Annotated in this window: 28 protein-coding genes; 18 read left to right on the forward strand and 10 right to left on the reverse strand. The window is 50.9% G+C overall.

Going from position 1 to position 25,587, the window contains the following annotated elements; translation table 11 throughout:
- Nucleotides 1–86 precede the first annotated feature (86 nt).
- Together GILYN3_RS15070 and GILYN3_RS15075 are read left to right on the forward strand one after the other, a co-directional pair.
- Nucleotides 87–338, forward strand: a complete 252-nt coding sequence (locus tag GILYN3_RS15070; protein WP_084005487.1) for an FAD assembly factor SdhE — start codon at nt 87–89, stop codon at nt 336–338.
- 64 nt (nt 339–402) lie between these two features.
- A complete protein-coding gene (locus tag GILYN3_RS15075) occupies nt 403–804 on the forward strand; it encodes a protein YgfX (RefSeq protein WP_332307878.1) in 402 nt (133 codons plus the stop codon).
- Here GILYN3_RS15075 and nadB read toward each other — a convergent pair.
- Entirely contained in the window at nt 782–2,413 is a 1,632-nt protein-coding gene (gene nadB / locus GILYN3_RS15080; RefSeq protein ID WP_049723764.1) for an L-aspartate oxidase, read from the reverse strand. The two genes, GILYN3_RS15075 and nadB, sit on opposite strands and share 23 nt — an antisense overlap.
- Before the next feature lie 472 nt (nt 2,414–2,885).
- Between nadB and rpoE the strand changes: the two genes are divergently transcribed.
- The 4 genes from rpoE (at nt 2,886) to GILYN3_RS15105 (ending at nt 5,989) form a co-directional block, all read left to right on the forward strand.
- Nucleotides 2,886–3,479: an RNA polymerase sigma factor RpoE gene (rpoE, locus tag GILYN3_RS15090; protein ID WP_049723766.1), complete on the forward strand. Its 594-nt coding sequence runs from the start codon at nt 2,886–2,888 to the stop codon at nt 3,477–3,479.
- Nucleotides 3,480–3,713: 234 nt separating this feature from the next.
- Complete coding sequence (locus tag GILYN3_RS15095) at nt 3,714–4,415, forward strand: sigma-E factor negative regulatory protein (RefSeq protein WP_049723767.1); 702 nt, start codon at nt 3,714–3,716, stop codon at nt 4,413–4,415.
- A 3-nt stretch (nt 4,416–4,418) separates the two neighbouring features.
- Nucleotides 4,419–5,531: a MucB/RseB C-terminal domain-containing protein gene (locus GILYN3_RS15100; RefSeq protein WP_049723768.1), complete on the forward strand. Its 1,113-nt coding sequence runs from the start codon at nt 4,419–4,421 to the stop codon at nt 5,529–5,531.
- A gap of 2 nt (nt 5,532–5,533) precedes the next feature.
- Nucleotides 5,534–5,989: a SoxR reducing system RseC family protein gene (locus GILYN3_RS15105; protein WP_049723769.1), complete on the forward strand. Its 456-nt coding sequence runs from the start codon at nt 5,534–5,536 to the stop codon at nt 5,987–5,989.
- A gap of 115 nt (nt 5,990–6,104) precedes the next feature.
- Here GILYN3_RS15105 and GILYN3_RS15110 read toward each other — a convergent pair whose 3' ends face one another.
- Nucleotides 6,105–7,202: an MJ1255/VC2487 family glycosyltransferase gene (locus GILYN3_RS15110; protein ID WP_049723770.1), complete on the reverse strand. Its 1,098-nt coding sequence runs from the start codon at nt 7,200–7,202 to the stop codon at nt 6,105–6,107.
- A complete protein-coding gene (locus GILYN3_RS15115) occupies nt 7,199–7,735 on the reverse strand; it encodes a phosphatase PAP2 family protein (RefSeq protein ID WP_049723771.1) in 537 nt (178 codons plus the stop codon). The genes GILYN3_RS15110 and GILYN3_RS15115 overlap by 4 nt, the downstream gene beginning before the upstream one ends.
- 92 nt (nt 7,736–7,827) lie before the next feature.
- On the opposite strand from GILYN3_RS15115, the gene GILYN3_RS15120 reads away from it, so the two are divergent.
- The 6 genes from GILYN3_RS15120 to GILYN3_RS15145 all read left to right on the forward strand — a co-directional run bounded on the left by GILYN3_RS15120 (nt 7,828) and on the right by GILYN3_RS15145 (nt 14,643).
- Entirely contained in the window at nt 7,828–8,199 is a 372-nt protein-coding gene (locus GILYN3_RS15120) for a diacylglycerol kinase (RefSeq protein WP_049723772.1), read from the forward strand.
- 177 nt (nt 8,200–8,376) lie between these two features.
- Complete coding sequence (locus GILYN3_RS15125) at nt 8,377–9,540, forward strand: efflux RND transporter periplasmic adaptor subunit (RefSeq protein WP_198147373.1); 1,164 nt, start codon at nt 8,377–8,379, stop codon at nt 9,538–9,540.
- Entirely contained in the window at nt 9,533–12,667 is a 3,135-nt protein-coding gene (locus GILYN3_RS15130; RefSeq protein ID WP_049723774.1) for an efflux RND transporter permease subunit, read from the forward strand. The genes GILYN3_RS15125 and GILYN3_RS15130 overlap by 8 nt, the downstream gene beginning before the upstream one ends.
- Nucleotides 12,668–12,758: 91 nt before the next feature.
- Nucleotides 12,759–13,073: a BolA family protein gene (locus tag GILYN3_RS15135; RefSeq protein WP_049723775.1), complete on the forward strand. Its 315-nt coding sequence runs from the start codon at nt 12,759–12,761 to the stop codon at nt 13,071–13,073.
- Between the two features lie 144 nt (nt 13,074–13,217).
- The gene (gene trhO, locus GILYN3_RS15140) at nt 13,218–14,165 is read left to right on the forward strand and encodes an oxygen-dependent tRNA uridine(34) hydroxylase TrhO (RefSeq protein WP_049723776.1); all 948 of its coding nucleotides are present in this window, start codon (nt 13,218–13,220) and stop codon (nt 14,163–14,165) included.
- Nucleotides 14,166–14,283: 118 nt separating this feature from the next.
- Nucleotides 14,284–14,643 (forward strand): hypothetical protein, encoded by a 360-nt coding sequence (locus GILYN3_RS15145; protein WP_049723777.1) that lies wholly within the window; start codon nt 14,284–14,286, stop codon nt 14,641–14,643.
- 34 nt (nt 14,644–14,677) lie between these two features.
- On the opposite strand, the gene GILYN3_RS15150 is transcribed toward GILYN3_RS15145, so the two are convergent.
- From GILYN3_RS15150 to GILYN3_RS15160, 3 genes are all read right to left on the reverse strand, one after another.
- Nucleotides 14,678–15,211, reverse strand: coding sequence for a hypothetical protein (locus GILYN3_RS15150; RefSeq protein ID WP_049723778.1), 534 nt, complete (start codon nt 15,209–15,211; stop codon nt 14,678–14,680).
- A gap of 157 nt (nt 15,212–15,368) precedes the next feature.
- A complete protein-coding gene (locus GILYN3_RS15155; RefSeq protein WP_049723779.1) occupies nt 15,369–15,968 on the reverse strand; it encodes a DUF4202 domain-containing protein in 600 nt (199 codons plus the stop codon).
- A 45-nt stretch (nt 15,969–16,013) separates the two neighbouring features.
- On the reverse strand, nt 16,014–16,874 hold the full coding sequence (locus GILYN3_RS15160) for a glutaminyl-peptide cyclotransferase (RefSeq protein ID WP_049723780.1): 861 nt from the start codon (nt 16,872–16,874) through the stop codon (nt 16,014–16,016).
- A gap of 44 nt (nt 16,875–16,918) precedes the next feature.
- On the opposite strand from GILYN3_RS15160, the gene GILYN3_RS15165 reads away from it, so the two are divergent.
- On the forward strand, nt 16,919–17,566 hold the full coding sequence (locus GILYN3_RS15165; protein ID WP_049723781.1) for a DUF502 domain-containing protein: 648 nt from the start codon (nt 16,919–16,921) through the stop codon (nt 17,564–17,566).
- Here GILYN3_RS15165 and mnmC read toward each other — a convergent pair.
- The 4 genes from mnmC to trmL form a co-directional block, all read right to left on the reverse strand.
- Nucleotides 17,550–19,610: a bifunctional tRNA (5-methylaminomethyl-2-thiouridine)(34)-methyltransferase MnmD/FAD-dependent 5-carboxymethylaminomethyl-2-thiouridine(34) oxidoreductase MnmC gene (mnmC, locus tag GILYN3_RS15170; RefSeq protein ID WP_232305611.1), complete on the reverse strand. Its 2,061-nt coding sequence runs from the start codon at nt 19,608–19,610 to the stop codon at nt 17,550–17,552. The genes GILYN3_RS15165 and mnmC overlap by 17 nt on opposite strands.
- Nucleotides 19,607–20,128 (reverse strand): flavodoxin FldB, encoded by a 522-nt coding sequence (fldB, locus tag GILYN3_RS15175; RefSeq protein ID WP_049723783.1) that lies wholly within the window; start codon nt 20,126–20,128, stop codon nt 19,607–19,609. Before fldB ends, mnmC begins: the two co-directional genes overlap by 4 nt.
- Nucleotides 20,125–20,571 carry a flavodoxin domain-containing protein gene (locus GILYN3_RS15180; RefSeq protein ID WP_049723784.1) on the reverse strand — a complete coding sequence of 149 codons (447 nt, stop codon included), beginning with the start codon at nt 20,569–20,571 and terminating at the stop codon, nt 20,125–20,127. The genes fldB and GILYN3_RS15180 overlap by 4 nt, the downstream gene beginning before the upstream one ends.
- 78 nt (nt 20,572–20,649) lie before the next feature.
- A complete protein-coding gene (gene trmL / locus GILYN3_RS15185) occupies nt 20,650–21,105 on the reverse strand; it encodes a tRNA (uridine(34)/cytosine(34)/5-carboxymethylaminomethyluridine(34)-2'-O)-methyltransferase TrmL (protein WP_049723785.1) in 456 nt (151 codons plus the stop codon).
- Nucleotides 21,106–21,264: 159 nt separating this feature from the next.
- On the opposite strand from trmL, the gene GILYN3_RS15190 reads away from it, so the two are divergent.
- The 5 genes from GILYN3_RS15190 to mshL are packed head-to-tail and all read left to right on the forward strand — an operon-like array spanning nt 21,265 to nt 25,581.
- On the forward strand, nt 21,265–22,182 hold the full coding sequence (locus GILYN3_RS15190; protein ID WP_232305612.1) for an MSHA biogenesis protein MshI: 918 nt from the start codon (nt 21,265–21,267) through the stop codon (nt 22,180–22,182).
- On the forward strand, nt 22,182–22,790 hold the full coding sequence (locus GILYN3_RS15195; protein WP_049723787.1) for a hypothetical protein: 609 nt from the start codon (nt 22,182–22,184) through the stop codon (nt 22,788–22,790). Before GILYN3_RS15190 ends, GILYN3_RS15195 begins: the two co-directional genes overlap by 1 nt.
- Nucleotides 22,777–23,445, forward strand: coding sequence for a type II secretion system protein GspM (gene gspM / locus GILYN3_RS15200; protein ID WP_049723788.1), 669 nt, complete (start codon nt 22,777–22,779; stop codon nt 23,443–23,445). Before GILYN3_RS15195 ends, gspM begins: the two co-directional genes overlap by 14 nt.
- Nucleotides 23,438–23,839 (forward strand): hypothetical protein, encoded by a 402-nt coding sequence (locus GILYN3_RS15205; protein WP_049723789.1) that lies wholly within the window; start codon nt 23,438–23,440, stop codon nt 23,837–23,839. Before gspM ends, GILYN3_RS15205 begins: the two co-directional genes overlap by 8 nt.
- Nucleotides 23,836–25,581 carry a pilus (MSHA type) biogenesis protein MshL gene (gene mshL, locus GILYN3_RS15210; RefSeq protein WP_049723790.1) on the forward strand — a complete coding sequence of 582 codons (1,746 nt, stop codon included), beginning with the start codon at nt 23,836–23,838 and terminating at the stop codon, nt 25,579–25,581. Before GILYN3_RS15205 ends, mshL begins: the two co-directional genes overlap by 4 nt.
- The last annotated feature ends 6 nt before the right edge of the window (nt 25,582–25,587 follow it).

Below are 25,587 nucleotides of genomic sequence, written 5' to 3' on the forward strand. Positions count from 1 at the left end.
TGTCTGTTGCTTTGCTCGCGCGTCGTGCGGCTAATGGCTTGGGTAGGTTATACTACGAGCTGCTATAGTCTTAACGGAGTGTGTACGTGGAGCGAAATCGCTTATTTTGGGGTAGCCGGCGCGGTATGCTGGAGCTGGATCTGATTCTGTTGCCTTTTTTGGATAACGTTTATCCGACACTCGGCGAAGAAGATAAATTACGCTACCAGCAGTTACTAGAGTGTGAAGATCAAGATATGTTTGCTTGGCTGCTGCATCGCCACGATCCAGAGGACGTTGAGTTGCAGAGGATTGTGAAAATTGTTCGAGACAACACCGGAATGCCAAACGACGAATAATCCCAAGCGCCCCTCTTTACGGGGCGATACACGGACAGTCTTGCAGTGTGAACCGCTTGATATAGTGCTCTGCCCCTCGCGTTACCTACGTTTTTTTTACCTTGCTGTATACGTTGCGCTAATGTTGCTTGCCTTTAGTTTAACGGCTTTAGGGGGGAGCTTTGCACTCTTGGCTATCGTCTTAGGGTTGGCTCTTGGTCTACAACTTAGGTGTCGGTTATTGTGGCAGGCGAAGCAGCACTGGCGAGTCCAGTGCGATAGTGATGGTTGGTGGCTGGGGCGCGCCACTTGTGGGCTTAAGCCCGCGCAACTTGCCGGCGAAGTTAGGCTGTGGCAAGCATTTACTTTTTTAACCTTGGTGGATGAGCGCGGCAAACACCCGTTGTTGCTGTTGGCTGACAGCGCAGCACCCGATGACCTGCGCCGCTTGCGGGTTTGGTTGGTTAGCCATCGGAGCGCTTGCTGACAATAATATCTTGTCCTGCAAAATTAGTAGGCACGAGCATTGTATCGCGCGCGATCAGGCTTTGCTCTGGGTGATCTAGCGAGTAATGCAGGCCTCGGCTTTCTTTGCGCTCCATGGCCGAGCGGATAATCAGCTCGGCAACGGTGGCTAAATTGCGCAGCTCGATTAAATCGCCACTGACTTTGTAATTGCTGTAGTACTCGGCAATTTCTTTTTGCAGTAGTTTAATACGATGGGTGGCTCGTTCCAGCCGCTTGTGGGTTCGTACAATACCCACGTAATCCCACATAAAACGGCGCAGCTCATCCCAGTTATGTGAAATCACGACATCTTCGTCTGAGTTAGTTACCCTGCTCTCATCCCAGTTGGGGGATTGATCTGGCTCGTTTAAGTTATTCATTTTTAACAGAATATGTTCGGCGGCCGACTGTGCGTAGACAATGCACTCGAGCAGTGAGTTTGAGGCCATGCGATTGGCACCGTGTAAGCCGGTAAACGATGTTTCACCAATAGCGTATAAGTTTTGCAGGTCTGTCTGGCCATCGCGATCGACCACTACTCCGCCGCAGGTGTAATGGGCCGCTGGCACCACCGGAATCGGATCGCGGGTGATGTCAATGCCGTACTCTAAGCAACGCGCTTTCACCGTTGGGAAGTGTTCCGTTATAAACTCTTCAGATTTGTGTGAGATATCCAAATAAACACAATCACACCCCAAGCGCTTTATTTCGTGATCAATGGCGCGGGCGACAATGTCTCGTGGCGCTAGCTCGGCGCGCTCGTCAAAGCGAGGCATAAACCGTTCACCGTTGGGCAATCTTAAGTAAGCGCCTTCACCACGCAGCGCTTCGGTAATAAGAAACGTTTTGGCTTTGGGGTGATATAAGCAGGTGGGGTGGAATTGATTAAACTCCATGTTTGCCACTCGGCAGCCGGCTCGCCACGCCATGGCGATACCGTCACCACTGGCGCTGTCGGGGTTGCTGCTATAAAGATACACCTTGCTGGCGCCACCGGTGGCTAAAACGACCACTTTGGCCTGAAATACATGCACGTGATCGGCATTGCGCGATAGCGCATAAGCTCCGCTGCAGCGCAGTTTGCGTGAGTCGGCGTCAGCTTGGCTGATTAGATTGACCGCGACGTGGTGCTCGAAGATTTCGATGGTTGGGTGGGCGTTTACCCGCTCAATCAAGGTGCTGTGTACCGCTTGGCCGGTGGCATCGGCGCTATGGATAATGCGTCGGTGACTGTGGCCGCCCTCTTGCGTGAGGTGGTAGTCGTTGGAGTGTTGTTCGCGGGTAAAGTTAACTCCTTGGTTGATCAGCCACTTGATTGCACCGCGCGAGCGTTCAACAGTAAAACGTACGGCATCTTCGTGGCATAGTCCCGAACCTGCTACCAACGTGTCGGCAACGTGCGCATCGACAGAGTCTTGGTCATCGAGGACTGCGGCAATACCACCTTGGGCAAACCAAGTGGAGCCTTCATTGATTGCGTTTTTACTGAGTACGGCGACACGAGCGTGATCGGCCAGCTTTAATGCCAAGGTAAGCCCCGCTGCGCCCGAGCCGATAATGAGGACATCATGATTGTAGTGTTGGTTCATAGCGTAGCTCGGTGATCCAAGAGGGCGGGTATTATATCAAGGCTCGTGGCAAACAATACAGTAATGTCTTGCCGGCACTAAAACCGGTTGATTAATCTTGGTTGTGGCAAGTTGCTCAAATTTTTTTGAGCCATCAGTAGTCGCCGTGGGCGGTAGTTTGTGGTGCTCAACGGCCAGATCGCTTGCACTGCAATTGAGATTCTCGGGCGACTCACAAGACTTGACGGGCAAGGCGTTAGTGTAGGTTGTTATAAACACGTATAATCTGCACGGAACTTCTTATAGCGCTGGCTAGTCTATTGGGCGCTATTTTTGGCATTGTGTTTCAATGCAGTGCTTAGTCACAACGTAATAGGCGCTATTGGCGTCAATATAAAATGATGCCTCAGGCTCGTTTGGCCTTCAGGCTAGGTGATTTTGCACACAGTAAGTAAGTCACCTCGTATCAGCGAGGTGTTTTGGGGGTTAAACGATGACAGCGCAATCTGCGCCGGATACTGATCAGCAGTTAGTCGAGCGTGTGCAAAAAGGTGATAAGCGCGCGTTCGACCTATTGGTTGTAAAGTACCAACATAAAATATTTTCTATTATTGGTCGGTATGTTCGTGATCACGCCGAGGTGCAGGATGTAGCTCAGGATGCATTCATTAAGGCGTATCGTGCGTTGGGTAACTTTCGTGGTGATAGCGCCTTTTATACATGGCTGTATCGTATCGCGATCAACACGGCAAAAAACCATTTGGTTTCGCGTTCGCGCCGTCCACCGTCATCCGATGTAGAAGTCGATGATGCCGAATATTACTCCGGTTCCGATTTATTAAAAGATTCGGATACGCCAGAGAGTAATCTTTTGTGTGATGAGATCAAGGCGGCTGTCGATGAGGCGATATCGGCCCTGCCAGAGGATCTGCGCTCGGCTGTTACGCTGCGTGAGATGGAAGGCTTGAGCTACGAGGATATCGCCGCGATTATGGATTGCCCGGTAGGTACCGTGCGCTCGCGGATTTTTCGGGCCCGCGAGGCAATTGATAAACGTATTGCGCCGTTGCTTGATCGCGGCGATTAAAAAAAGCTGACAACCTGAATATTGGCTGAACCTTTTGCGAAAAGCTGGGTCAGACAGGGCAAGGAAGATGTAAATCTTTGTAATCTCGACCGGCACAGGGTATGTTTGATCGCCCTAAATACGTGCTATTTACGCATTGCTTAACGCGGCCTAAGATAGGCTAGCGCAGTATTCGGCGAGCTTAGTGGCAACCCAATGAGTCCTTAATGGACCTACATATAGGTAAACGCGAGCATGACAGAGCAGTCTTTAGATACCCAGTTGGCAGAATCGCTATCGGCTCTGTCCGATAATGAGGCATCCGAGCTAGAGTTAGCACGAGTCCTTAAAGCCGGCTCAAGCGATGCAGTCAAAGCTAAATGGGCGCGTTATCAGATAGCGCGCTCAGCCATGCGGGGCGATTTACCTGCCAGTTTGGCGCCGTCAACTTTTGCCGAGCGCTTAAGTGCAGAGCTGGCCGATGAGCCATCGCCAATACTCGACACCAATATCTCTAAAGCAGCCTCTAACGGCGCAGCGGCAGGCTTATCACGCTGGTGGCTGGGCTTGGGCCGAGTGGCAGTAGCCGCATCGGTCACCGGCGCGATTGTGGTTGGTGCGCAGCTTTATCGGGCGGGAGGCACGGTACCCGATACTAATGTTTTATCTGCCGATAACAGCCCAAAAACCATCAGTGCTCCAGACAACTCACTGCCCATTGGTTATGGGGCGCCAGCACTTTCGGCGCAGCAAGTCAGCGCCGAAATGGGTAATTATCAACCGCAACGAGCTCGCCAAGTGGTGTTTGAGCCACGTCGCGCGGATGTTAAAGTATCCAACGAGCAGATTCGTGCTTATTTAAATCAGCTGGTCGAGGAACACACCGATCACGCCGCCGTTAATAGCGCGCAGGGTATGTTGCCTTACGCACGGGTTCCTTTAATCGAAGAAGAGTAATGTATGTCGCACTGTCGGTTCGCCGGCTTCGTGCTGTTACTGTTAAGCCCTTTGGGGCTTGCCCAGATTCAGAACGAGAGCACCCCTTCCGAGCCGCTTAACGCGGCGCCTACTAACCAACCAGCGCTGGAGGCAACAAGCCGGCCAGCGCCTACCGAGAACGCCATCTCGCCGGCCACCGAGGCTATGGCTGATACGGGGCTGGACTCGAACGCTCACAAGTTGCCTTCGGTGCGCGAGCTATTAGAGCGCATGTCGCAGCGCCAGAAAAACCTAAATTATCAGGGTACATTTACCTATCAAAACAATACCGGCACTGAAAGTTTTCAGCTGCAGCACTGGGTCGAAGGCGATACTGAAAATCAACGTTTGTATTACCTTAATGGTCCTGAGCGTGAGGCGATTATGCGCCATACTACTCAGTGCCAGACGCTGGCCGAGCAATTAATTGCTGGCAAGCTTGATGGCTTAGCGGATAATTTCACCAGTCTAGATCGGTTGTACAGCTTTTCTGTGCGTGGGCTGGAGCGAGTCGCCGGCCGCATGGCGACCGTGTTACAGGTGATTCCGCGAGATTCTTTTCGGTTTGGTTATTTTTTTAGTGTTGACCGCGAAACTGGACTGTTATTAAAAACGTTATTGGTCGATGATAATCAGCGCGTCGTCGAGCAGTTTCAGTTTGTCGAGTTGCAGACCGACCTTGCCCCGTCTGACTTTGTCGCCGAGCGTGATGCGACCATCACTCATAGAGTCGATGCTGATAAGCTGTCTGGCTGCAATAAACCGCTTGCTGTAGCACCATCGCAATGGCAGCTAAATTGGCTGCCGGCAGGTTTTGCTTTTTCTGGTCAGCGCATAGTGCAAACCGACACCCAGATGCTTATGTACACCGATGGGCTATCCACTTTTTCTATATTTCTTGACCCGGTTGAAGGTCAATTGGTGATAGAGGGGCGTGCTCAGCGTGGTGCAACAAATTTTTATATGCAGGGGCTTACCCGCGCAGGGCAAACTTATCAGGTCACTGTTGTGGGCGAGATACCTTTGGCCGTTGCCGAAAAAATGGCGCAGTTTATTAGTCGAGTAGACGCTACTTCTGAGCAGCCGCGAGGTTAATTATGTTACTCGAAACCGGTAGTGTTGTTGCGGTTGAGTCAGATGGTTTATGGGTTGAAACGATTCAGCGTTCTACCTGTGGTAGCTGTGCGGCGCAAAAAGGCTGTGGCCAAAGCTTGCTGGCTAAACTTACCGGGCACACGAGTTACTTGTGGGTGTCGTTAGCGGGGCGTGCCTCGGGTGATTATAAGATTGGCGATGAAATACAGCTGGGGGTACCCGAGGCTGTGGTCGCCAATGGTTCGTTATTTGTGTATTTTTTACCGTTGCTCACACTGTTAATGGCAACGCTGGTTGCTCATTACAGCGTGGGCAGCGAAGGCCTAACCGCACTGGCGGCTATTGTTGGACTTGTGCTGGGCGGTGCGCTGGTACGCTGGCGTGCGCATGCCACTCGCCACGACAGCCGTTTACAGCCGGTGTTGGTTGATGATCAGCAAGTGGTTCAGCTCGTTTAATGGCTGCTTAGCTGTGGCGGGATGAGCTGGATCTACTTGCTCCGTTTACTTTTTCTCTCTCGACCAGTCCTATTACTTCAGCTAAGTCCGTTGAGTTTATAATTTTGCTTTTAGTCTACTGATACTGACTCTCTAGATCGGTATTTACGGTCTTGTATTGATTGGCAATTAGCTGACTTGATGATGCTTGTCCCGTCACTTGCCGCCAAAGCTTGGTACTTAATGTCGTTAAGTCTTGGGCGTCTTGATTTATTATCCACTCTACAATCGCCTCCGATACATCGGGGTAAAAGGTCGGCCCTGGTATTGGTAGGTTAAGCCATGCTTCTATCGTGTCTCGATTTATTGGCGATGCAATGGTCGCGTAGCCTAACTGCGCTAAAGCGAGAGCGTTAGATTGTTGCTCCATTTGTCCCACGACCGGCTCGGCGAGTATCTTTTTGCCTAGCTTGATGGCCTCGCTTGGCAACTCAAACCCGGCGCTGCAAATTACCCCTTCGCAGCTGTGTAAAATTTTTTGAAAACCGCTGCGAGAAAATGGGCGGAAGTGTAAGTGGCCGTGATCAAGGTTTTGCTCAAGCTTGTGATAAATATAAAAATCGACGTTTGTTAGGGGCTTCAGGAGCGCCACAATATCGTCTAGTTCCGCAAAGGGTAAATACACTAAGATCCGCCCAGAGGTGACACTCACTGGATGGTTTGAGGGCTCTAAAATAGGGGGTAACAAAGGCTGGTTGAAATGATTCCAGTGCACGCCAATAGGTGTGTCGCAGGGAGCGAACCAGCGCATAAATAAATCGGTAATAATGTTGTTAGCGCACTTCGTAATTGGATATAAAAAAGCACTCTGATGCGATATCCCCAAGCTGCGCAGCCCCGCGCGTTTTGCCGCCCAAGCACTGACGGGCTCAAAGTCACTAATTACTAAATCATACGGCTGACAGTCGAGTGCGCGGATGTCGCGAGACAATTGAAAAAGATCACTTTTTAACAGGGTTTTCGTCATATTGACCTTGCCCTTAAAGGTTTGCAGAGTGACACCTTTAAACAGACGAAAGTCACCAAACGCTTCCATGTCAAAAAAATCGCTGCGAGCACGGCCAGAAAACACCCAATCTACTTGGATGCCGTGATATGCAAACGCGCGCGCCATAGAGCGTGCCCGTGTTAAGTGGCCGTTGCCTGTGCCTTGTACGCCGTACAAAATTTTCACCCGATGATTCCTGTGTAGATAAAACTGCCGACAACGGCACAGCCCGTGCCTAACACGGCGCCGGCTATGATGTCGGTGGGGAAGTGCACGCCCAGTAACACCCGCGAGATACCAATTAAAGTCGCCATTAAATACGCTGGAATGGCAAATAACGGGTAGAAGCTCAGTATTAAAAAGGCAAAGACAAAGGCCGCAGCGGTATGACCCGAAGGAAAGCTAAATTGATCGGAGGGTGTAAACCAGCCTTCATAGATATCGATAGCTGCTGCCGGTCGGTTGCGTTTTATGCCATTTTTAAGTAACAAGTAAAGGCTGACATCCAACGCGTAACAGATAAGCCCTAGGTATAGAAATGTGTGGCTGTGTGGCACATTGAAGGCCATTAAGCCGAGGGCAATAAGTGTGTACAGTGGTCCGTCGCCGCAGCGGGAGACCCAACGCACGGTGCGCCGATAGGGAAATTGCTTGGTAACGTGTAACCAGATAAACGCCCAGGTGTCTATCTGGTGGACTCTTTGTAAAAAAGCATTCATAGTTTCACCCGTTTTTGCCACTCGGTTTGGGTTGGCTAAGAAATACCACCGGACTGTGACGTTCGTGTGACACAGCGAAGGAGCTTTACTTAATGAGCAAACCAGGTAAGAGCGGCTGGAGCCGCCTAAAACATGCCACCGTATATTCTATGCAAGGCCTAGCGGCGGCTTGGCGCTATGAAGCTGCATTTCGCCTTGAGGTGATCCTGACTCTTTTAGGGTTGCCGTTGGCATGGTGGTTGGCACGGACTCATGTTGAACTGATTTTACTGGTAGCCAGTTTATTTTGGGTACTGGTGGCTGAGCTGGTTAATTCGGCCGTTGAGGCGGTAGTCGATCGCACCGGCTCAGAACATCACGAGCTATCGGGACGAGCTAAAGACATTGCCTCGGCGGTGGTGATGGTGAGCCTGAGTTTGTGTGTGTTTGTCTGGCTGGTAATTGCTTGGCACCGCTTTATGTAGTTGACCTCTCTTGCGCGTGATTGAGCGAAGGTGCTGATTCACGCGGACTGCTCTTTGGATAATGTTCGATATTTACAGTTCATTACCTGTTTTGCATGTAAATTCTCATTCTCAGCCGTAAAATAGATTCGTTATTAATAGTGTTCGATAGTGCGAGCGCGATTTTGGAGTGTTTGTGTGTCTACTATAAAAACGGGTTTCCGGTGTGGCATATCCAGTAATGTCGCTCGATTGTTACTGAGTGTCGTGCTGCTTGGAGTAACCGCGTGCAGCGATGATGCGGTGCTGAAGCCGGGTGCCGGTGGCGCCAAGGCGCGGCCGGTGATTGCCGCCAAAGTCGCTTTAAGTGCTGAGCGGGTAGAGGTTGAGGCGGTTGGCACCTCGCGCGCACTGCAATCGGTGGCAATGCGCTCGCGTGCTGCGGGGCAGGTGACAGAGGTTAATATTGCTGCAGGCCAAAAAGTAACCGAAGGGCAGGTATTGCTGCGCCTTGATGATCGCGACGAGAGACTGGCATTGCGCAACGCCGAGGTCGAGCTGGCCGATGCCGAGCGGTTGTTGGCGCGATACCGCCAAACCCAAGGCAGTGGGGCGGTAACAGAGTCGGCGTTGGACGATGCCGAGAGCGCCGTGGCGCGAGCGCAAATTGCCGTAGAGCGTGCGCGGGTAGATTTAGAGTATCAAAAGGTTGTGGCCCCATTTACCGGCTACATTGGCTTGAGCGATATTGATCAGGGCGCATGGGTTGATACTAATACGGTAATTACCACCATTGATGATCGCAGCGTGTTGTTGGTGACGTTCGCTTTACCCGAGTTATTGTTGGGGCAAATTAAACCGGGGCAAGCCATCGAATTATCAACTTGGCGTAAAGGCTCGGTAGTGGCCAGCGGCGAGGTGACCAGTATTGATAGCCGAGTAGATGAGGACGAGCGAACCTTTAAAGTACGCGCTCATGTAGATAACAGCGCAGATATATTGCGCCCAGGTATGAGCTTTCGTATTGCCCTATCGCTTATGGGCAACACCTATGCTTTGGTTCCCGAGGTGTCGCTCCAGTGGGGCGCACGTGGCTCATTTGTTTGGTTGATTGAAAACGGTCTTGCCGAACGTAAGTTGGCCACTATCGTCCAGCGTCGAGCTGGACAGGTGCTGGTGAACAGCGAGTTACAAGAAGGCGCGTTGGTGGTGTTAGAGGGGATTCAAATGGTGCGAGAAGGTCAGCCGGTTACGGTTGCCGAGGTACGTGACTTTGCTTCTAACACAGCTGCAAAAAATGCTTTAAACCCCAGCATGCACCTTGATGAGAGCGAAAAGTCGCATGAGGTGAACGGTGAGTGATGCCCCCGAATCGCTACACAAAGAGGATCTGGCGAGCTTAAGTATTCGGCGACCGATCCTAATTTTGGTCTTAAATCTCTTGATTGCTATTGCCGGCCTTGCCGCCGTAACGGCGGTTGAGGTGCGCGAGCTGCCCGATGTCGACCGGCCGTTTGTCTCGGTGCGCGGCGTTTACCCCGGCGCCTCCCCCGAAACCATGGACGCCGAAGTTACCAGCATCGTTGAGGGCGCTGTATCGCGGGTGTCGGGTATTCGCAATATTCGCTCATCTAGCGAGGAAAACAATTTTCGTCTGCATGTCGAGTTCTCGCCGGATGTCGACTTAAACAGTGCCGCCTCCGATGTTCGCGAAGCGGTCAGCCGAGTCGAGCGGGATTTGCCGCCGGATATGGAATCGTTGACGGTGGTTAAGGCTGATCCGAACGCCAACCCGATTATCAACTTAGCGTTAGTCAGCGAGCAGATAGGCGAGCTGGAGCTAACTCGTCGCGCCGAGAAAGATTTGATCCCCGAGTTTGTCTCCATCGATGGTGTGGCAGACGTCGTATTGTTTGGTCAAAGACAAAAAATTCTGCGGGTGGTGATGGACCCTATTCGCCTAGCAAGTTTTGGCCTCGGGGTGACGGATGTGGCCGATGCACTGCGCCAAGCACCATTTGATGTGCCCTCGGGTAGCTTTCGCTCGGGCGACTTAGAGCTCTTAGTGCGCGCCGATGCCTCGGCGGTAACAGAACGTGAGCTGCAGAGCATTATTATTACCGGCACAACCCGTGTCGCCGATGTTGCCCAGGTGTTTTTTGCCCCGGAAGATGCCGAGTCTTATGTGCGGCTTGATGGTTTGCCCGTGGTGGGGATGGGGGTGGTGCGCCAGTCGCAATCCAATACCTTGGATATCGCCGAGCGGGTGCATCAAACTGTGGAACGCTTGAATGAACGCTTTAACGATTTTGAGTTAGTGGTGACAGAGGACAGCTCTAAATTTATTAAAGGCTCGATGACCGAGGTGCTGTTTAGTTTATTACTGACAGTGACGATTGTGATTATCACCATCTGGCTGTTTATCGGCTCTTTTCGGGTGACCTTGATTCCCAGTGTGGCAATCCCCGTGGCCTTAATCGGTACGGTTGCAGCCATTTGGGCGATGGGCTTTTCTCTTAATATTCTGACGTTACTGGCATTGGTGCTGGCGACGGGGCTCGTGGTCGATGATGCTATTGTGGTGCTGGAAAATATTCAGCGTCGTCGCCATCAAGGGCTCGGCGCGCGGGCGGCAGCGGTGCTGGGAACCCGGCAGGTGTTTTTTGCTGTAATTGCTACCACGGCGGTATTGATTTCGGTATTTGTTCCCGTCGCCATGCTGCCGAGTACGGCTGGACGCCTGTTTCGTGAGTTTGGTTTTGTCTTGGCGTTTGCGGTGGCTATTTCATCGTTTGTGGCTTTGTCGTTGGTGCCGGCAATGGCCGCGCGAATGATTCCAGAGCGCGATAACAAAGCGCATCCGGTGCGTGATCGGTTGCAGCACTTTGGCAACCGTATGGCCACAGCCTACTCGCGCGCACTGGCGTTTGTTTTGGGACATAGTGTTATCACGGTGATTGTCGCGGTGCTGGCTATTGTCGGCAGTGCATTGCTGTATCAGTACATCCCTCAAGAGTTGTTGCCGGAGGAAGATCGCGGCGTTATCTATGTCGACGCCACTGGCCCCGATGGCACCGGCCTTGAGTATACCGAGCGTCAGGTAGACGCTATAGAGGCGCGGGTACAGCCACTGCTGGATTCGGGTGAGGCGACTCAACTGTTCTCGATTGTCGGCCGCTATGACCCTAACCGAGGTCGGGTGATTTTACCGTTAGCGGATTGGGAAGCGCGCAGCCGCACCCAGCAAGCGATGATGGATGAGCTGCGTGGCCCTATGAGTAAAATTCCCGGTGCCTTCGTGCGAGTGTCCAGTACCAATAGCCTAGGTTTGCGCGATGGTGGAGGTGGTGTAGATATCGCCTTGGTGGGCAGCGATTACGCCGAGATTTTTATTGCCGCCGAGCATTTTGCGCGAGAAATTGAAGCCCAGCTGCCGCAGCTTACTCAGCCCGACATTCAGTTTCAGCCGACTCAGCCGCAGCTGTCAGTCACTATCGATCGCCGCCGAGCATCCGATTTAAATATTCCGTTGGAGAATATATCGACAACGTTACGGGCGATGGTGGATGGTTACGATCTTGTGGATTTAAGCATTGATGATGAGGCAATCCCTATCATCCTTGAATCCTCCAGCAATCAGATTAATGACCCTGGCGATTTGGTGAATTTGTTTGTCAGTACCCGCGATGGTCGTTTGTTGCCGTTGTCATCGGTGGTGACCTTGACTGAGCACGCGGTTGCGGCAGAGTTGGATCGTCATAAGCAGCGCCGCGCGATAGAAATTGGCATGAACATCGCCAGTGGTTACCCATTGCAAACGGCGGTAAACGATTTGCGTGCACTGGCCGAACGCGAGTTGCCACTGGGTGTTGGTTTGATCTTTCTAGGCGAAGCTGAAACGCTCAATGAAACCGCGCGCGAGGTGATGGTGACTTACATCATTGCTTTAGTTGTGGTGTTTTTAGTGCTCTGCGCCCAATTTGAGAGTTTTAGCAGTGCACTAATTGTGATGCTGACAGTGCCTTTTGGAATTGCTGCGGCGATTGTCGCTCTGTTGCTGACCGGCACGAGTATTAATGTCTATTCGCAAATTGGTTTGGTAATGCTGATTGGCTTGATGGCCAAAAACGGCATTTTATTGGTGGAATTTGCCGATCAGCTCCGCGATCAGGGGCGTTCGGTACTGCAGGCCGTGCAAACCGCTGCCGCCGTGCGCTTGCGTCCGATTGTAATGACGATGATGTCCACCGTATTGGGCGGTCTACCACTTATTTTAAGTGCCGGCCCTGGTGCAGAGGCGCGTCGCGCCATCGGTTGGGTCGTGTTTGGTGGGCTGGGCATAGCGGCTGTTTTCACTCTGTTTTTAACGCCGGTGATTTATTTGTTAGTGGCTCGTCTGTCTAAAGTGCGTGCCGCCGAAGGCCAGCGTTTGCAGTCTGAGCTTGCAGCGGCGGAGAGTATTCCCGACGATCACGGTGAATATCGCTAGAAGTGTTGCGCTTGCGGTACAATGATACCGGCAAAAGTAGCGCAAGCCTGCGATAGAATAGCCACCGTCATATGGCCTAACTGGAGTTAAAATGCAGCCCGTACAAGCCAGTATTGAACAAGCATTAACCGAGCAATTTACCCCTATGTATTTGCGCGTGGTTAACGAAAGCCATAAGCACAGTGTGCCGCCAAACTCGGAAACCCACTTTAAGGTGACCTTGGTGAGTGAAGCGCTGTTGGGTAAACGGCAGGTACAGCGTCATCAGTTGGTGTATGGAGCGCTAACCGAGCAGCTCAAAGGTCCGGTGCATGCTTTGGCGTTGCACACTTTTAGCCCCGACGAGTGGGCCGAAGAGCAACAGGTGCCCGACTCTCCGCACTGCCTTGGCGGTGGCAAGCATTAGCTGTGCAGGCACCATCTCGCCAAAATTTGGGTTTAACAAACTCAAAGCCGGGTAAAAATACTGGCTGTACAAAAAACAAGCGGTTATAATGCCCGCGATTTTAATCGGCCCGTTCTGGGCAGCTTTTAGGTAATTGTTTTTACTATGAATCAGTATGTTGTCGCTGCGCTGTACAAATTTGTTGAGCTTCCCGATTACGAGGCATTGAGTGTTCCGCTTAAAGCCGAGTGTGACCGCTTAGGAATTAAAGGCACTCTGTTGCTGGCCGCTGAGGGCATTAATGGCACGGTTTCGGGTTCACGCGAGGGCATCGATGCACTGCTGAATTATTTAACCCGTGATGATCGTTTTGCCGATATCGAGCATAAAGAATCGCTCTACGACGACCAGCCGTTTTACCGCATGAAGGTAAAGCTGAAAAAAGAGATCGTCACTATGGGGGTCGAAGGCATTGATCCCAAGCAGATCGTCGGTACCTACGTAAAACCACAGGACTGGAACGCATTGATCAGCGACCCAGATGTGCTGGTGGTGGATACCCGCAATCATTACGAATACGCTATTGGTAGCTTTGAGCGTGCAGTGGACCCGGCCACCGAGACGTTTCGTGAATTTCCCGCCTATGTGAAAGATAATTTAGATCCCGCGCAGCATAAAAAAGTCGCCATGTTTTGTACCGGCGGCATCCGCTGTGAAAAAGCCACGGCTTATATGAAAGAGCAGGGGTTTGACGAGGTGTATCACTTAGAGGGTGGTATCTTAAAGTACCTCGAAGAGGTCCCAGCTGCCGAGAGCTTGTGGCGCGGTGAGTGTTTTGTGTTTGATAATCGCGTGGCGGTTAATCACGATTTAGAGCGCGGCTCGTTTGAGCAATGCTACGGTTGTCGTCATCCTATTACCGAAGCCGAAATGGCCTCTGAGCTATACCTGAAAGGTGTATGTTGCCCGCGCTGTCATCACAGCTTGAGTGATGAGCAGAAAACCCGCTTTGCCGAGCGACAAAAACAAATTGAGCTGTCGCGCGCGCGCAATGAAGTGCATTTGGGGGCGGAGCCACCTGCTCGTCAAAAACTTCGCAGAACTACAGGCTAATGAGCCTTTTCTTACTATTATGTCGTGAAAACGTCACAGTTTTCCGGTACTCTTTTGATCCATTGAGCGGTTAATTCGCAGCTTGTGGGTTTGTTGGTAATAGCAAAAGGTTAAAGTCATGAACTTTGAAGCTTGGGATGTAAATCTGGCAGCGGGCGAAGCGCGACATAGTTGCGGTTGTATTATTCGTATCGAAGGAAACCCGCGAAATCCATCGGCAGTTGATCCGAGCCATTTCCCTAAAAGTATGAATTTTATTGATCAGGCGCGCTTGTTGCGTTGCGGTATCGAAGCGTTAGCATTGGCCGCCGAGCAAGGCGGAGCGCCTGCGGGGCAAGATGATGACGGCGTCAGTGTGAAAATAAAAAGCCGCACGGTGCTGGATCTAGAGCAGAAGGCTAAGATGTTTGCCGAAAATCCCGACAAACCTAAACGTGCGGTTTTATCGTTAAAAAAGCGTGAGAAGGCCAGCAGTTAAGCCCGTATATTTAACGGGCTATAACGCCTTTGTGTTAACGAATCACCAATTGGCCGCGTAGCTGCAAATTGGTTTTGTGTTGATCCATCTCGCTAAGCATTTTATCAAAATCCTGCTCGATTATATCGATACCATTGGTGACGATCACCTCTTGGCTGCCGTTATACACCAAGGCATTCAGCTCTTTGGTCACTTTATCCATGGCATCAAAGACAGTTTTGGTTGTCTCGGCGTTATAAAATACCCGACCTTGGCCGGTTAAACGCAGATAATCGTCACACTCGACTAGCCACTCTTTGCGCTGATCAAGCATTTTACGGATATTGTTCATTCCGCCTTTGTGGCCTGTAGGCAAGCGCTCGGTGCGGTACTTCTGCAGGCTGGCGTAATCACGCAGTAAAAAATCGACACTGGTGGTTTCACAGAATTTCGCGGTCATATAGCTCGGAAATTCTACGTTATGCTGCTCCATAGCTTGTTTGCGTTTACACTCCTCGTCACACGCATTGACCTGACTGCTGGCAAGGGCCAGAAACATCAGTATCATCGGAAAGAGTAAGTTTTTCATAAGACGGCCTTTTTGTTTATCGCTTTTGTTATGACAATCACACTTTTGGTATAAAGGATATTGCTTCTAAGGTCAAGTCGTGTATAGAAAAAATCATATTCTTATTGCTTTGTTGGCTGATATTTTAAGTATTTACATCTTTTAGCTCTAAATAATCTTACCCGGCCTGTAATGCTTTCTTTATTAGTGATTGTAAGTGTGTGGGTAGTTGAATCGTTAGCGCACGGGCTTGGCCTGCGGTAGACATCTTGTGCCAGGTTTTGTTGATAATCGTTATGAGTTTGGTCTCGGGGTGTTTCGTGGCAAAGCTCTCTAAGTGGTAACGGATAAAAACCAAACAGATTACATCCTCTAGCATTTGTACTTCAGCATCGCGTTTGAGTTGCTTTTTTTGCAGCATGGTGGCCACCCGCTCGCAACTCTCCTCGCTATAGCCGTGCTCGCGCATAATATCGCAAGCTCGCTGGGCGTGATGCTGCCCTAGGGTGACTCGCCAGCGCTTGTAGCCAGCCCGGTCCATAGGGTAGTCGCTGCGAGGGATTGCCCAGCGCTCAATGTGCTGCGCACGCGCTGCTAATTGCAGCTCATCGCTGGGGGATACAGTGAAGTCGGCTAGCTCTGCACTCATTCGCTCGGCGTATAGCAGCTCTTTGGGGCGCTGTTTGCCTGCCTGATCGACGTCAAGGTTTGGGTCTTGGCTGTTAATATCATCAAAAGCTTGTAGTGTGGCGTTCAGATCGCCTGTAGCGTTATTCATACGGAGTTCTCTGTGGTTGAATGATCGAAGCGTTGTTAACGCTTGTTATGGTTTGGTGAGGGGCTCGATATTGATACGCAGCTGATACAGCTGTTGCCAATGTTTTCCGGTCACCCAAAAACTGTTGTCTTGTGCATCAAAAGCGATACCGTTGGCGACGGCGTTGGGGTCGGGGTTGTGCGCTCGTTCGCGCTGGGCAAACTCTGTGATATCGACTACCGCCTGCACGTTGCCACTGGCTGGATTAATCACCAGAATCTCATTGCTATGCCAAATGTTGGCCCAAATAAATCCGTGAGCAAACTCTAATTCATTGATGTTTTTAACCGCTATGCCGCTGCGTGTAACGCTTAAGTGGTGGCTTACTTCAAACGTTTCAGGGTCATGAAAAAATAGCGTAGCGCTGCCATCAGAGCGAATAATGTGTTGTGAGTTGTGGGTTAGTCCCCAGCCTTCACCTTGGTAAGTGTTGCGTCCAAGCGGCTTGCCGGTGTCGGCGGCAAAGCGCCACAAGGTGTTCTCGCGCCAGCTAAGTAGGTATACCGTATTATTAAAAACGGTAAGCCCCTCGGCAAAATAACGTTTAGGCAAAATGTGTTGCCATGGCGTATTGGTCGTGGCGGTAGTATTCAGTGCTCGGCTAATCAGTTTCGATTTACCGTATAAACCACTGCTTTGCAGTAACTGTCCTCGGTGTATCTCCAACCCCTGAGTAAACAAAAGCGAGTCGAGTGGTCGGCTTTGAAGTAATTGATAGCTAAGTTTTAGTGGTGCGTTGTTGCTTAAACCTGTACTTGTTGCACTTAAACCTGCCAGTGTTATTAGTGTGTAAATGGCGTATCGTTGCCAGCGCCGGTTAGGCCCCCAAGTCGAGGTTAAATTGTTTGATTGGCGGCAATTAGCCATAATAGTTCGGCATGCTCTTGTTAACATTTCACTAAGGCTCGTTTATGTCTCGTATTCGTTCATTTTTGGTACTGACGTTACTAGGTGGTTTGGCAGTAGTGTTGCCCATGACCATTTTTGTATTTTTGCTGCAGTGGTTGGTGGGTGTGTTGGACAATCTGATTGCCCCACTTAGCCGCTGGTTGGCTAACTATATCACTGTCGGTGAACACGGTGCCGATGTGCTTAGTCTGGCGCTGGTGCTGGGGGTGTGCTTTGTCGTTGGGTTGTTGGTAAAAACCGGTATCGGTCGCTGGTTGCACAGCAAGTTGGATAGCTTGTTTTCACGTTTGGCTCCGGGTTACAGCACGATCCGCGAAATGGTGACACAGGTTATGGGTGGCGAGGGCAATGCCTCATTATTAAACGGCAAAGTGTGTCGCGCCTATATTATGGGAGCCACAAGTCCGGTGTCGGTTACCGGTATTGTGACCGCCGAGCACGAGTCGGGTGATTACACCGTGTATGTGCCCACCGCACCTATTCCCACCTCGGGGTTTGTGTATCACCTGCCAGCCGATTGCGTTGTGTTGTTACCCGAGGTGAGTGTCGAGGCTGCTATGCGTACCGTGATTGCCTGCGGTAGTGGCTCGCAAATCATTATGCCCCCAGCTGTTGCCCATAATTCGGCCCCGATTAACGACCACGAATAATATCGCGCAAGGCAAAGCGTGCGGGGTGCAGTGCTTGTGCCAACGGTGCCACTAAAGGGGCGCATTCGCGGTTAATAATGTCGCTAAGTAGTTGTGCACACAGTGGTGTATAGGCCAGCCCGCGTGATCCGTGCCCACAATTGACGTACAGGCCGCTATGATAGCTCGGCGTAGTATCGATCACGGCTTTGGCATTGCGGCTTAGTACTGCGCAGTCACGTTTCAGTGCTTGATAGTCGGGCACGGGGCCAACAATGGGTAGGTAGTCGGGCGTAGTGCAGCGAAATGCAGCTCGCCCGTGGGCTATGTCCGCCACCTTTGGGTTATTAAATACCTCATTCAGATTTTCCCCAAGCTCGCTTAAGTGATTAAGGTTGCTCTGATGATCCTGCGGATTTAACGCAAGATCTCTCTCGCCTAAATTAAAGGTCGCCCCTAAGCTGTGTTCGCCTTTGTGTGCTGGCGCTAAATAGCCCTGGGCGCAGAGGGCGGTGGTGATTTTTGTACTGGAGCCAGTGGCGGCGAGAGTGCTGATTTGGCCGCGAATAGGTTTGAGCGGTAGTGGTGTTAATTGCGCAAGTTTCGCGCTGCGCTCGGCGCAAGCCACAATAGCGATAGATGCATGGGCAACGCTTTTATCCACGTTGTCTGTGTGGTTGCTAAGTGCATACCAGCGTCCTTGGCTTTGTTTTAATTCGTTTATTGAGTAACCGCAGCGCACGTTAATATTGGGGTGATCGAGCAGTGTTTTACACACAATGCGAGGGTCGAGCCAGCCACAATCCGGAAAATACAGCCCGCCTTTTTTGAGGGGGGCGTTGCTGATACGGCTTGCGGTGTCTGCATCGGTTAGTTGCACTAAGGTGTTTGGGTGGCCTAATGCAGCCACGACTTGTTGTTGCGCCGTTGTTTGCGCAGCAGTATTGGCTAACTGCAATAGTCCGCAGCGTGAGCCGGCATCGGGGTTATTGTCCCAAAATTGTCGGTAGTGTCGCTGGGCATACATCAGTGTGTGCAGATTAAACAGCGGTAAAGTTTCGCGCCGGTGACTTAGACGCGCATACAGTAATCCTTGTGGATTGCCAGAGCCGCCACTGGCCGGAGCATCTTGCTCTATTACAGTAACTTGCCAGCCGGTGTCGGCCAGCGCACGCGCGGTATGGCAACCGGCAAGGCCCGCGCCAATCACCAGGGCCGTCAAATCGTTTGTGCTATGGGTAGCTTGCTGGCGATAAATTCCTGTCGCCATGCTGGGTTTGGGTGTATTGGCGGCGGTAAGTGTTGTCATTGTAGCGCTTACCATTTCGCGCTTTTTTTTAAAGCCTGGCAGGTTGACAATGTTAAAACCCACCGCTTTTAAACCGCGCTTTACACTAGAAGCGGCGCTAAAGGTCGCGGCGGTTGTGGTGGGGCCAGATAGCGCAGCGATGGTGTTAAATAGTGTGTCACTCCACATATCGGGGTTTTTATTGGGTGAGAACCCATCTAAAAACCAAGCGTCGACACTGGCTTGAGTGGCGGTGTCTCGAACCTTGTCAGTGCTGGGCCACAGCAGTGATTGCAAGCCGCTTGTGGCTTCATCAATGATTAAGGTTAGGCTGACATTGTCGCTAAAATGCAAACGTTGAATGCCGCGTCCGACAAACGCTGGGTACTGCTGGGTAAGTTGTGTGGCTAAAGGCGCGAGTTCGGGCCACAGCGCCAGCGCACGGATTAGATCCGGCAGTGTAATGGGGTGTTTTTCGACCGAGATAAAATGCAGTCGGTTATTGCCGTGGGGCTGTTCGCGCCACAATTGCCAGCTAGCTAAAAAATTTAAGCCAGTTCCAAAGCCAGTCTCGGCAATGGTAAATAGATTTTGGCTGGTGTTACTTTTAAGTGCGGCAAAACGCTCGGGCAAGTGGTTGCCCTCGATAAAAACGTACCGAGTCTCTGCTAGGCCATCGTGCAAAGAAAAATAAAAGTCGCCATAGGTGTTTGATAGCGGTTGCCCGCGCTCATTCCAGAGCAGTTGCGCAGGGCTTGTAATAGACGAGTCGCTCACAGCTTGAATTCGGTCTTAAGTTGCTCGCACCAAACTGCGATGCGTTCATCGGTTAGGCCAAATTCATTTTCATCGTCCAGCGCTAGGCCAACAAATAAAGTGTTGTTGGCGATTAACGCTTTGGAGGCTTCAAACTGGTAACCCGCAACAGGCCAGTAACCGCAGGGTACCGCGCCCAGCTTAGCGGTCTTGGCGTGGAGGTAACCTAAGGCGTCTAAAAACCACTCGGGGTAACCAATTTGATCGCCCAAACCAAAGTGCGCTACGGGTTTGTTTTGCCAGTTTACCTGGTCGATCTCATCCCAGATCTCATCCCAATCTTCTTGCAGTTCGCCGTAATCCCAAGTGGGAATGCCGAGAATCACGTAGGGGTAAAATTCGGCTTCGATAATCGGCGTGTCGGCGATATTAAACACATCGACTAAGCCGTCGCCCATTTGGCTGCGAATTTTCTCGGCAACAATCTCGGTGTAACAGGTAGAGCTGCCATAAAAGAGGCCAATGGGAGCTCGACTCATAGCTGTTTAGTCCAATCATCAAGCCAGGCAAGCGCTAGCTCTGATGGATCATCGCCGCTAGTGGCATCGAGGATAAGTGGCTCGCCGATGCGCACGGCACCCAGCTCGCTCATGGCGTGGTCGATCGCACGGCCGGCCTCGCCAAAAGTGGTGTAGCTACTGTCGCCCAAGTTAATGACGCCGTAGCGACGCATTGCGATGTTTGGAAAATCTCGCACAAGCGCTAAATACAAAGGTTGTATGTTGCTTGGCAGTTCGCCGGCACCGGTATTGGAGGTGCAAATAAGCAGCGTGTCATTAGGATTGTCGAGCAGGTCGTCGATTTCGGGCAACGGGTTTACAGCGGTGTTAATGCCTTGGCTGTCGAGCCGATCTTTAATGTCGCCGGCGACTGTCTCGGCAGTGCCCATTTCGGAGCCGACTAAAATTTGCACTCGTGTCATAGTGTTTACCTGCGCTACAAAAGGTGCTTATTGTACGGTGTTAGTGGTGGCTTTTAAATCGCACGGGCTATGGCGAGCTTAGCGATAGTCTAGTTGTCGCCAAGCTTCGTAGACTATCACTGAGACTGCATTGGATAAGTTCATGCTGCGGCTGCCCTCGCGCATTGGGATGCGCAGCACTTGCTCGGGCGGTAATGATGTGCGAATTTCAGCGGGTAAGCCCCGAGTCTCTGGGCCAAACAATAGGTAATCGTTGGGTTTAAATTGGGCGTCACTGTGGCACTGCGTGCCTTTAGTGCTGAGGGCGAATATTCGCTCAGGTGCCGCGCGGGTCAAAAAATCATCCCAGTGTTTATAGGTGACAAGATCTTTCCATTCACCGTAATCAAGTCCTGCTCGGCGTAGGCGTTTATCGTCTAGAACAAACCCGAGTGGTTCAATTAGGTGCAATTGACAACCGGTATTGGCGGCTAAACGAATGATATTGCCGGTGTTCGGTGGGATTTCAGGTTCAAATAAAACGATATTGAGCATGGCGCAATCCAGCCTTAAAAGGCTATAGTCAAGGTGAGCGGTAATAACAGGTTACGATTATAGACAGGCTTGATAAAGAATACTGTTATACATTATAAAGAAATACGTGCCACACTGGTGTAGTGAGGCAATCTATAAAAAGGTTTGGAGAATGTTGGCTTGAAGTTTATTCGCACCAAGTCACGTAAGTACGAGACTTTAGGGGTGGAATTTACTCCCCAAGGAGTCGCTTTTGCACTGCTGGAACGCATTGCGGGTCAATTACCGCGCTTAATAACAGCAGAGTTTATCCCCGATACCGAAACCCCCGTTGTCGCACTGCGCGAACGTCTGGCTAAATTAGACGGGCGTTCGGCCCCCTGTAACTTGGTGATGCCAGCGGCGGGATACCAGCTATTATTGGGGGATGCCCCCGATGTCCCGATTAATGAGCTGAGCGAAGCGTTGCGTTGGCGAGTTAAAGATTTGGTGAGCTTCCCTGTGGTCGACGCCATTGTGCAGGCTTTTTTATTGCCCGAGTCCTGTACTCGTGGCGGTACTCGGTTGGCTTATGCTGCGGTAGCTAAGCGTAGCGTGGTGTCCGAGCAGGTAGCTCTGGCACACGAAGGCGGATTAGCGTTACAGGCCATCGATATCCCCGAGTTAGCATTAAGTCAGTTGGCACTCGCCTGTTTAGATACCTCGCGGGCAGTGGGTTTGGTTCACCTTATCCCTGGTGGTGGCACTTTGCTGCTGATACGTGAAGGTGAGCTGTACTTAGCGCGCAACTTTACTTTAGATTTTAACGGTGGGCTGCTGGATGATTTGCCGGCCGACGCCCTAGTATTAGAGCTGCAGCGCTCGCTCGATTACTTTGAGCGGCAAATGCGTCAGGTGCCGCCGGCAAATATTTATTTATGTGGTGAAAATATAACCGACGATAAAATCACACCGTCACTTAAAGGCGGGTTGGCGGCGCGAGTAGAATTATTGCCGTTAAGTCAGGGGTTGAGCATAGCCGATGATATAGAGCCGCATACTTTACCGCTGTGTTTACACGCCATTGGTGCGGCTTTGGCTGAAGGCGGGGTGCGGTAATGCAGGTCGTTAATTTTTATATTGCCGAGTTTCAACCCGATCGCTCCGCGCTGCGAGCATCACACATTGTTTGGGCGCTTTTGTTAACGCTGGTGTTGTTGGTGGTTTATTCGCTGTGGTATCACTCGCAATCTGTGCGTATGGCGCAACAGCAAGTCGCGTTACAAACGCAAATGGACGCATCCAAGAGTGCATTATTAGAGGTATTAGAAGGCCAAAAGTCGCTCAACATTAATGCGTTGCGCTCTGAGCTTACGAGATCTCGCGCTGAAATTAAGCAGCGCAAGCGGGCGCTTGATGTGATCGAAACCCAAGATATGGGCAACACGGAAGGCTTCTCACAACAGCTGCGGGCTTTAGCTTCTTTGTCATTGCCAGCGGTGAGTTTAGAGTCATTCATGTTACTTGATGGGGGCGCCCAGGTTGGCTTGGCCGGCCGCGCTTCAGAGCCCGAAGCCGTGCCGCGCTATTTGGCTCTACTGCATAACTCAGCCGCTTTTTCGCGCACTAGCTTTGGTGTGTTAACCGTCGCGCAAAACGAAGGCGCAGGATTCCCGTTCGCGGTAGCTGTACCGACGGTTAAGGAGGGCGAACATGGAGAGCCTTGAAAAACTCAAAGCCTATCTTGACGGACTAACCTTGCGCGAACGTGTCATTGTGTTGCTGGCGGCAATATTGGTGATTTATGGTTTGTGGTTTGTGCTGTGGTATAGCGGCGCAAGCAATAAGCGCGAAGCCACCGCGCAACGTATTGGCGCGATAGCGGCCGAGCAACAAAAAATTGAGAATCAGATTGTACAGTTTCAACAAGCTGGCGGCGGTACGGCCGAGGTATTAAAAGCCGAGCTTAGTTTGGCCAAGCATGAACTTGTCGAGACCAATAAGCGATTGTCACGCTCGACATCCGCGCTGGTGAGCGCTGATCAATTAGCGCAGGTGCTACAAGACATGTTGCGAGAGAGCAACGCGTTAGCATTGATCTCGCTGCAAATGATGAATGTCGAGCCTATCAGCTTAAAGCCATTGGAAGAACAAGACAGCAATGAATGGACCGGCGAAAGCGTTAATGTCTATCGCCATGGCGTCGAGCTGACAGTGCGTGGGCGTTACTTCGAAGTGTTAGATTTACTGGATCAACTTGAAGCTAAACCGTGGAAGTTTTACTGGAAATCATTGCACTACCATGTACAGAGTTACCCCGCAGCCGAAGTAACAATACGGGTCTATACTTTAAGTGCCGAGGAGGGACGTCTAGGTGTTTAAGTTACCGTTGTTATTGGTGTGTATTCTTGCGATCAATACTGCGTTGGCGCAAACTCCGCTGCGTGACCCCACTCAACCATTATGGGTAAAATCTGCCGGTGCAGTCGACGAGCTTGCCTTGCACTCGGTACTGATTAGCGCCAGTCGAAAGATCGCCGTTATTAATGGTATCACCGTGCGTGAGGGCGAGAGCTTACCAGGAGGTTGGCAGTTACAAAAAATAGAGTCGAGCGCGGTGGTGATTAGCAATCGACAACAACGCCGACGTTTAGAGTTGGCCGGTCATATAAGTGGCGTTGTCAGTGTTGCAGATAAATCGGCGGCTGATACACAAGAGCACATTATACAAAAGCAAAGGTGCCATAACAGTACCTGTACCGAGGTGAAACAATGAATTGCAGCCTTCCTACTGCCGCGCAGCTCACCGCGATGGGGCTATTACTATGGCTAAGCGGTTGCAGTCAACAACAGGCACGTACGCTTAGCATCGAAACCGAGATGGCTAATGTTGCCCAAACCGCACAACAACCTGTTCCCGTTGAGGTGCCTGCACATATTAATGCCGAATTATCGGCGCTCCCCGACTCTAACGTTACCGAGCTTGAACGTTTTGATGTAACCGTTAACGAAGTGCCAGCACGGGCTTTCTTTTTAAGTTTGGTTGATGGCACTGATACTAATATAGTGGTGCATCCAGAAGTTAATGGCACTATCTCGCTTAATTTACACGATGTAACTGTCGCTGAAGTATTAGCGGTGGCGCGCGATATTTATGGTTATGAATATAAACAGCGCGGCGGTATTTATACTATCTACCCTAACCATTTGCGCACCGAGGTATTCCATCTAAATTATTTGGATGTACAGCGTGTAGGTGTGTCGGATACCAGCGTTATGATCGGTCGCGGTGAGTCGCAAAGTGGTCAAGTGAGCGGCAGTGCCGGCAACCAGAGCACCAGTCAAGGTGATACCGCTAACTTGTTGAGTATGCTGTCTGGTGAGTCGGGCAACAATTCAGCCTCCTTAACACCGGGGTCGCGTATTCAAACCCTTAACCGAACAGATTTTTGGGCTTCCATAAAATTAGCGGTGTCAGCCATTATTGGTGGTGAGAATGAAGATCGTATGGTTATGGTGTCGCCCCAGGCTGGGATGCTGGTGGTTAAGGCGCTACCGCACGAGCTTAACTCAGTGCGCGAATTTTTAGAGCGCTCAGAGTTAAGTGTTAAGCGGCAAGTTATTTTAGAAACTAAAATTTTAGAAGTTCGTTTAAGTGAAGGTTACAACACGGGTATAGATTGGAGCAAAATTAACGGTCAATTAAATTATGGTTACCAGGCCGGACGCGATCAAAACACCAGTGATACCGTGTCGTTTACTGACTTTGTACCGGGTGGCGCGAGTGGCGAACAAAATTTTGTTGATGGTGTGATCGAAAGCTCTTCGCAGTTGTTTACCTCGGTGCTTGGTGTGCCCGACATCAGTGAGCTGGTGTCACTGTTACAAACCCAAGGCAATGTACAAGTATTATCGAGCCCACGTATTTCAACTGTTAATAATCAAAAAGCAGTTATCCGGGTGGGCGCCGATGAATACTTTATTACCGGCATCTCCAGTAATACCACCGCCAACGCATCGGCTGTGACCAGTACACCGAATATCGAGTTGTCACCCTTTTTTAGCGGTATTTCGTTAGATGTAACACCGCAAATATCAGAAGATGACAGTGTGATTTTACATATTCACCCGGTGGTGAGCGATGTTACAGATCAGCTGAAAAACTTTACCATTGGTGACGAGAACTTCTCTTTACCCTTGGCTAATCGAGGTGTGCGTGAATCCGATAGCATCGTGCGGGCACAATCGGGCCAAGTGATTGTGCTGGGCGGCTTGATGCAAGAGACTAAAGTTAATCAAGACGGTAAAAACCCAGGGTTAAGCGACATTCCTTTGTTGGGGTCAATGTTTCGCACTACCAGTCGATTAACCGAAAAAACCGAATTAGTGATTTTATTGCGCCCCATTGTGGTAGGTGACAACACTTGGAAAGAGCAAATCGAACAATCGGTACGAGGTGTAGATAAGCTAGGTAACGATTATCGAGAAATGTTTAAAAATAGTATTGAGTCACAATAAATAACA

The organism is Gilvimarinus polysaccharolyticus, assembly GCF_001187555.1.
GTDB lineage: Bacteria > Pseudomonadota > Gammaproteobacteria > Pseudomonadales > Cellvibrionaceae > Gilvimarinus > Gilvimarinus polysaccharolyticus.